Origin of the sequence: Providencia sp. SP181 (assembly GCF_050446505.1) — a bacterium.
In the GTDB taxonomy this organism is placed as follows: domain Bacteria; phylum Pseudomonadota; class Gammaproteobacteria; order Enterobacterales; family Enterobacteriaceae; genus Providencia; species Providencia vermicola.
In genome coordinates this window covers 1-6,472 of record NZ_JBBPXM010000031.1, presented here as the reverse complement: position 1 = coordinate 6,472, position 6,472 = coordinate 1, and the positions used below count along the sequence as shown (strand labels likewise).

Sequence of the window (6,472 nt, the reverse complement as noted above, 5' to 3'; positions counted from 1 at the left end):
TAGTCCAAAGTTTGAGTCGAAAAGGTAACTGTTGGGACAACAGCCCAATGGAGCGATTTTTTAGAAGTTTAAAACATGAATGGATGCCTTCAATGGGTTATGGAAGCCTGAAAGAAGCAGAACACAGAATTACTCGTTACATCACAGGCTATTACAGCGAGATCAGACCTCATTGGTATAACGGGGGATTGACCCCAAATGGATCAGAGCGGCTGTTCTACAAACAGTCTAATGGCGTGGCCAATATTAGTTGACCACTTCAATTTTCACCGGCTCAGAGTGCTGATAGCAGAGCATGTTGATAAGCACACTTGGTTTGATGGCGAGATTGAATTGGACGAAAGTTATTTTGGTGGTGGTCGTAAAGGTTTGCGTGGCAGAGGTGCTGCCGGGAAAGTGCCTGTTTTCGGGCTTCTCAAGCGTGGTGGTAAAGTTTATACCAAGGTCATACCCGATGCTAAATCGCGGACATTACTGCCGATAATTGAGTCAAAAATTTACCCTGACAGCATCGTCTACACCGATAATTTTGCCAGCTATGATGTACTGGATGTGAGCGATTTTAAGCATTACAGAATTAACCACAGCACGCAGTTTGTCGACAAAAAAGACCGGCAAAATCACATCAATGGCATATGAGAATTTTTGGAATCAGGCGAAGCGTCACATGCGTAAATTTAACGGCATTCCTAAAGCCCATTTTGAGCTGTATTTGAAGGAATGTGAGTGGCGATTTAACACACCAAATGCAAAAATGCAATTAACCATGTTAAAACAAATGGTTAAAGGTAAAATTTAAACCTTATCTAGGACAGCCCCTAAAAAAATCGGTCGTGTATTCAATATGTAGATTATCATAATAGGTAATGTTCGCGTTCAATAAATGTGCCAATGATCTTGTCGTGCATTTCTGCTGACTTTGAGTAGCCTAATGTCTTACGATTAAGTCGCTTTAAGCGATTTCTCAAGTTCAAATTTTCTCTTTCTATTCGTTGTGTACAAAACTTACTTGCTACGTGTTTTTGTTTGGGCAATATTTCATAAGCACTGAACTTATCTGTGCACCAAAAAACCACATTAAACCGAGGCAGTAAAGCCAGTAACTGTCGAAGAGTTCTCTTGTTTCGACGACCAAACGTATGCGCAATAATCCGTTTTAGGCGAGGCTCCCAAGCATACCAGAGCCAGCGTTGTTGCTTCTTATTAGCCACAAAAGACCACTGTTCATCAACTTCGCAAAGGAGTTCAATGTGCAAATTATCAAGGCGTAAAGACGTTACCTGCCGTGGCAAGAGTTTTTTAAAGTGCGAACAACCGCATTAATACTGATATGTAAGGCTCTGGCGGTATCACGAATACCGGCATTATTCATCGTGAGGTCAATAATTTTATCCTTTGTTCTAGGTTGGCAGGCGCGATATTCATAATCCAATTGGAAACTTCGGCTACAGCCTTGACAACGATAACGTTGATGGCCAGTACTTCCTAATCCATGTTTTTTCACTGGGGAAGTTTGTTGGCAAAATGGGCACTTTACATCGACTTTAGCCATGAATATTCTCTGGTAAATTACCTTATATTACAGGTTGTTCACCGGATTGAATACATGACCAAAAAATCGCACTATTTAGGTGTTTAATCTTATGTTTTTAGATATAGATAGCATTTTTAAATAAAAATATAATATATAAGAAAGTTCTCTTATTATTGCTATAAAGTGATTGTCACATTTTTTCTTTGAATTTTTTTTAGATGGAGTTAAATATGTCAATATTTAGGGAACAACCAGACATACCAGTGGTAATATCGAAATCTGAAATCGACGCTAAATATAAATACTGGCGATTGCATTTAATGATTGTGAGCTACATTGGATACGCTATTTTTTATTTCACACGTAAAAGTTTTAATTTCGTGATGCCTGAAATGCTAACGGATTTAGGGATCACCAAGGCCGATATAGGTATGGTGGGAACTGCATTCTACCTGACTTACGGTGCATCTAAATTTCTTTCTGGTATTATCGGCGATAGGTCGAATCCACGTTATTTTATGGGAATTGGACTAATCGCAACTGGCGTGGTGAATATTCTATTCGGCTTAACTTCTTCAATATCCATCTTTATTGTTTTATGGATGGTTAATGCTTTTTTTCAAGGTTGGGGCTGGCCACCTTGCGCTAAGATCCTCAATACGTGGTATTCTCGTAATGAACGAGGTCGTTGGTGGGCGATTTGGAATACTTCTCATAATATTGGTGGCGCGATAATTCCCATTTTATCTGGTAGTATTGCGCTCGCATTCGGTTGGCGTTACGGAATGATCATCCCTGGTGTCATTGCCATTGTAATCGGCATTGGACTATGTATTTTATTGCGTGATAGACCTCGTGCAATGGGGCTACCAACGGTTGGTGAATGGCGTAATGACCTTGAAGAGCTAAAATATGAAGCTAAAGGTGCAGGTTTGCCTTTGGGTAAAATTCTTAACGAATATATTTTCAAAAATAAAGTGCTTTGGATACTCGCCATTTCTTATGCGGTTATTTACATCGTTAGGACTGGTATTAACGACTGGGCAAACTTATATTTAATCGAAGAGCATGGCTTTAATCTACTTTCAGCTAACGCTGTCGTAATGATGTTCGAGGTTGGGGGTTTCTTCGGAGCCATTGTTGCAGGATGGGGATCTGATATAATTTTTAAAGGTAACCGTGCGCAAATGAACATTATTTACGCGCTGGGCATCATTGTAACGTCATTTTGTTTGTGGATTGTGCCTGTTAATAATGAATATGTCTTTTCGTTCTTGTTTTTTATGACAGGATTCTTTATTTTTGGCCCGCAATTTTTAATTGCGATGGCTGCGGCTGAAAACTCCCATAAAAATGCAGCAGGAGCATCGACAGGTTTCGTGAGTTTATTTGCCTATATTGGTGCATCAATCGCAGGGTACCCATTATCTATTGTGATTGAAAAATATCAGTGGAATGGTTTCTATTCTTTACTATTAACTTTATCTATTTCCTTAATTTTATTGTTGATCATTGCGATGATAATGACCAAAAAGAAAGTAATTGAAAAAGGCTAATTTGCATCTGATATTGAAAGCCTACTTAGAGCCTATCCCAAAAGGAATTATCGTATAATATAATGGGTTACGATAATTTATGAGGGCAATGTATGGCAGGCAGCAAGTGGCAGATTAGCGATGAACTCTGGGATAAAATGGTTCCGCTTATTCCGGAACATAAAACTCAATATCCGCTGGGGACGCATCGCAGACGCGTCAATAATCGCGCAGCAATGAACGCCATTTTCTTTGCAGTCAGAACAGGTTGCCAGTGGAATGCATTAAATGGGACGGGTATCTGTTCATCAAGTTCAGCCCATCGTCGCTTTCAGGAGTGGCGTGATGCCGGTGTTTTTGAGCGGTTCTGGCAAAACGGATTGCTGACCAGTGAAAAGCTGAATGCTATTGACTGGTCATGGTTGTCAATGGACGGTTGCATGACTAAATCACCGCTGGCAGGCACAAAAGAACAGGCCGTAATCCAACTGACCGGGGAAAACAGGGCGTAAAACGCAGTCTGATGACCAATGCGAACGGATTACCGCTCTCTGTAGTGGTAGCGGGAGCGAATACACACGACATAAAACTGGTTGCAGATACACTTGATGCCATCCAGACAGGAAAAAAGGTCAAAAACCTACGCCTCTGTATGGATAAAGGCTACGAAGCCGAATGGCTGGTGTCGTATCTGAAAAACAATGGCTATGAGCCTCACATCCAGTCGAGGAAAGAAGAGTCAGAGGCGAGCAAAAACAGCGATTTTAAGGCTCATCGTTGGGTTGTGGAAAGAACACATAGCTGGATGAACCGTTTCCGTCGTGTACTCACCCGCTGGGAGAAAAGGGTTGAAAACTACGAGGCGATGCTGCATTTTGCCTGTGCCATCATTGTCTGGAATAAAATCCTTTTGGGATAGGCACTTAGTGTCACATCCGATTTAGCGGAAAAAATGCTAAGGTTAAAACACATAACTGAACACTAAATATAAAAGCCCTGACACATTTCAATGTCAGGACTTTTATGGCATGGCACATCATATTTTATGATAAACATTAATAACTACTAATTTAGTACTACTTTGATGCTACTTAAAAATGCACATGTTTTTACTATATGGTTTTATTAACTAATTAACTAATTAACTAATTAACTAATTAACTAATTAACTAATTAACTAATTAACTAATTAACTAATTAACTAATTAACTAATTAACTAATTAACTAATTAACTAATTAACTAATTAACTAATTAACTAATTAACTAATTAACTAATTAACTAATTAACTAATTAACTAATTTTCCCATGTGAAATTTTACAAAGTCCATTATTATTCTATATGAACTAAATAGAGGTACACTTCTCATCGCGATATATACTCTTAATGCATGGCCTTAATTCTGTTGTCAGCTATTATAGCTTAAACTTATCAGAAAATCATAGCCTTACATCATCGCGTTAATCACTATAAATTTTACTTCACGACTAACAGCATATAACCTGCTGTTGAGATAAATATATCAAAAATAAATGCTCTGTCAATACTATTTTTGTCTATATCTTTGCTAAAATAGATACTAAAAACAATAAGTAAAAAAATGTTATCTGAATAATAAGGTATGTTAAATTATGTTACTATTGAATATAAACATACTATCGCGTTCTGGATAGAAACGATAAGTATCGTTTTTGATATTTACTAATTATTTTAGCTCGATTATTTAATACAGGTTCACTGTCAGGAAAACTGCTACAACTTTATAAAAAAAGGAATAATAATGATTAAACTGACAGGTCGTTTGGTGTGTAAAAGTGCAGATGAAGTAGCAATTGTTCGCCATTATCTTCATGAACACAAGAGATTGACCAAGGAAGAAGCTGGATGTGTGTCATTTGAAGTTATGGAAACGGCAGATCCTTTGATTTGGAAAGTCGAAGAAATTTTTACAAACCAGGTTACCTTTGACTCTCATCAGAAAAGAGCCAGAGCTTCTGTCTGGGGAATGGAAACCAGTGCAATTGCTAGAGAGTACGAAATCTCAGAGATTGAATAACCTTGATTCATTATGATTTTTTTTTAAATTCTATTCAGTGGTTTTTTACACCAGTATGCATAGCCAAATGTAATATAAAGGAGTTTAAACTACCTGCTATTTAGATATTTACTCAAAAAACTATCAAGTAGCTAAAGTCAGTTTTTTTACCGTAAAAAATACCATTTTTTATGGGGAATATTCTAATACGGCGATGGATACATTTTTAATATGGACATAAATTACGTAAAAAACAGACTAGTTTCATGTGCTGAACGACAATCATCTATACAAATATTACAAGTGTTAAATACATAGGTTTACATTTTGAATACATCATCTCTTTATGCCTAAAAGTTGTTATCAATATGGTGGTTTTTATTTTAGCGTGAAAATAAAAATGGCATTTAAAAATTATTTTCACCAGAATGGTTAGATTAAATTAATTGATAAAAATCAATAAGGTATTTAAATGGTTATTATTGAAAAATAACCAATTTTATTTCATTTTTTTTATTAAAAATTCCGGCGATTTATTATGTATTCTATTTAAATTAAAATAGTGCTTATTTTAAATGAAGTTTTTTACATTCTTAGTGAAATTAATTAATTCAATTTCCCAAAAAATCCTCATGTTGAAAATTAAAAAATTATCGAGCTGAAGTGGTCAACTAATATTGGCCACGCCATTAGACTGTTTGTAGAACAGCCGCTCTGATCCATTTGGGGTCAGCCCTCCGTTATACCAATGAGGCCTGATGCTGCTGTAATAGCCTGTGATATAACGAATAATTCTGTGTTCCGCTTCTTTCAGGCTTCCATAACCCATTGATGGCATCCATTCATGTTTTAAACTTCTAAAAAATCGCTCCATTGGGCTATTGTCCCAGCAGTTACCCCGTCGGCTCAGGCTTTGGACGATTTGATAACGCCATAGCCGTTGACGATACTCTAGGCTCGTATAATGGCTGCCCTGGTCGCTATGAAACATCAGCCCTTTTGGTTGCCCCCGCATTTCCCAAGCCATTTGTAGAGCCTTTAAGGTCAGCGTGGTGTCGGGAGACGTGGAGAGCGACCAACCAACGGGTTTCCGGGCAAAAAGGTCTAACACGACGGCGAGATAAGCCCACCGTTTTCCTGTCCAAATATACGTCACATCGCCACACCACACTTGATTGGGCGCTGTGACAGCAAATTGGCGGCCGAGTAAATTAGGGATGTCGACATGTTCCTTTGTCCTGCGTTTATAACGATGTTTGACATGCTGGCAACTCGTAATATCAAGCTCTTTCATTAGCTTACCGGCAAGATAACGGCTCATTTTCACACTGTACTGCGTCGTGACAATGGTGGCAATCGTCCTTGCA

General features: G+C 37.9%; 6 protein-coding genes and 1 pseudogene. 5 read left to right on the top strand and 2 right to left on the bottom strand.

Annotated elements, in window-relative coordinates; translation table 11 throughout:
• Together AABS66_RS21440 and AABS66_RS21435 are read left to right on the top strand one after the other, a co-directional pair.
• A partial coding sequence (locus AABS66_RS21440) for an integrase core domain-containing protein (RefSeq protein ID WP_430225470.1) occupies positions 1–254 on the top strand: 254 nt, incomplete at its 5' end.
• A 4-nt stretch (positions 255–258) separates the two neighbouring features.
• Positions 259–799: pseudogene (locus tag AABS66_RS21435) on the top strand (IS1595 family transposase); the annotation flags it as partial.
• 55 nt (positions 800–854) lie between these two features.
• On the opposite strand, the gene AABS66_RS21430 reads toward AABS66_RS21435, so the two are convergent.
• Positions 855–1,552, bottom strand: a protein-coding gene (locus AABS66_RS21430) for an IS1 family transposase (protein ID WP_430225469.1) whose coding sequence is annotated in 2 segments (ribosomal slippage) — positions 855–1,303 and positions 1,303–1,552 — 699 coding nt in all. Because the reading frame shifts where the segments join, the coding sequence is not laid out codon by codon here.
• A 212-nt stretch (positions 1,553–1,764) separates the two neighbouring features.
• Between AABS66_RS21430 and uhpC the strand changes: the two genes are divergently transcribed.
• The 3 genes from uhpC to AABS66_RS21415 all read left to right on the top strand — a co-directional run bounded on the left by uhpC (position 1,765) and on the right by AABS66_RS21415 (position 5,126).
• Positions 1,765–3,090, top strand: coding sequence for an MFS transporter family glucose-6-phosphate receptor UhpC (uhpC, locus tag AABS66_RS21425; protein ID WP_430225468.1), 1,326 nt, complete (start codon positions 1,765–1,767; stop codon positions 3,088–3,090).
• A 92-nt stretch (positions 3,091–3,182) separates the two neighbouring features.
• A protein-coding gene (locus tag AABS66_RS21420) for an IS5 family transposase (protein WP_430225467.1) occupies positions 3,183–3,988 on the top strand; the annotation gives its coding sequence in 2 pieces (ribosomal slippage) (positions 3,183–3,539 and positions 3,542–3,988; 804 coding nt in all).
• Between the two features lie 862 nt (positions 3,989–4,850).
• A complete protein-coding gene (locus tag AABS66_RS21415) occupies positions 4,851–5,126 on the top strand; it encodes a putative quinol monooxygenase (RefSeq protein ID WP_430225466.1) in 276 nt (91 codons plus the stop codon).
• Positions 5,127–5,772: 646 nt separating this feature from the next.
• On the opposite strand, the gene AABS66_RS21410 is transcribed toward AABS66_RS21415, so the two are convergent.
• The coding region (locus tag AABS66_RS21410; RefSeq protein WP_430225465.1) for an IS3 family transposase at positions 5,773–6,472 on the bottom strand (700 nt) is incomplete at its 5' end.

Bases quoted from the DNA above. Each gene is read 5' to 3' on its own strand.
- uhpC (WP_430225468.1), top strand. From the start codon at position 1,765: ATGTCAATATTTAGGGAACAACCAGACATACCAGTGGTAATATCGAAA.
- AABS66_RS21415 (WP_430225466.1), top strand. From the start codon at position 4,851: ATGATTAAACTGACAGGTCGTTTGGTGTGTAAAAGTGCAGATGAAGTA.